We start from the raw sequence: 576 nt of genomic DNA on the forward strand, positions 1-576 counted from the left end.
GGTGTTGGCCAGCGGCTTCTCGCACAGCACGTGCTTGCCCGCCGCCAGCGCCGCGATCGCGATCTCGGCGTGGCTGTCACCCGGCGTGCAGATGTCCACAATCTGCACGTCATCGCGTTCGAGAAGCCGCTTCCAGTCGGTCTCCACCGCCGCCCAGCCGAGCATGGCCGCCGCTTCGGCCGTGCGGTCGGGCGACCTGCCGGACAGGGCCGCCATGACGGGCCTTACCGGCAGGTCGAAAACCGAAGCGACGCTCCGCCACGCCTGCGAGTGCACGCGTCCCATGAACGCGTACCCCACCATGCCGACACCGAGCGCCGGCCTGCTGTCTGTCACTAGATCTCCCTCGAATCAGGATTCGAAGCCGAGCGGCAGATACTTCTGCACGTTCTCCTTGGTAATGGTCGCCGAGGCCAGTGTGATCGACTGCGGCACCTCCTGCTCCAGCAGGTCGCTCATGCCCTTGCCCTGCGCGACCAGCCGCGCCAGCTTGATCGCCGAACCGGCCATCGTGGGGCTGTAGGTGACCGTGGCCTTCAGCACGCCGTTGTCGGCCTGGATGTCGCGCATCGCGTT

General features: G+C 67.2%; 1 protein-coding gene and 1 pseudogene. Both read right to left on the reverse strand.

Translation table 11 applies throughout. From position 1 onward, the window contains the following. Positions 1-336: Gfo/Idh/MocA family protein (locus tag FLV34_RS39655; RefSeq protein ID WP_261986091.1), on the reverse strand; the 336-nt coding region annotated here is incomplete at its 3' end. A 15-nt stretch (positions 337-351) separates the two neighbouring features. Next, a pseudogene (locus tag FLV34_RS39660) lies at positions 352-576 on the reverse strand (sugar ABC transporter substrate-binding protein); the annotation flags it as partial.

Source organism: Microbispora sp. CSR-4, assembly GCF_008033685.1.
Classification (GTDB): domain Bacteria; phylum Actinomycetota; class Actinomycetes; order Streptosporangiales; family Streptosporangiaceae; genus Microbispora.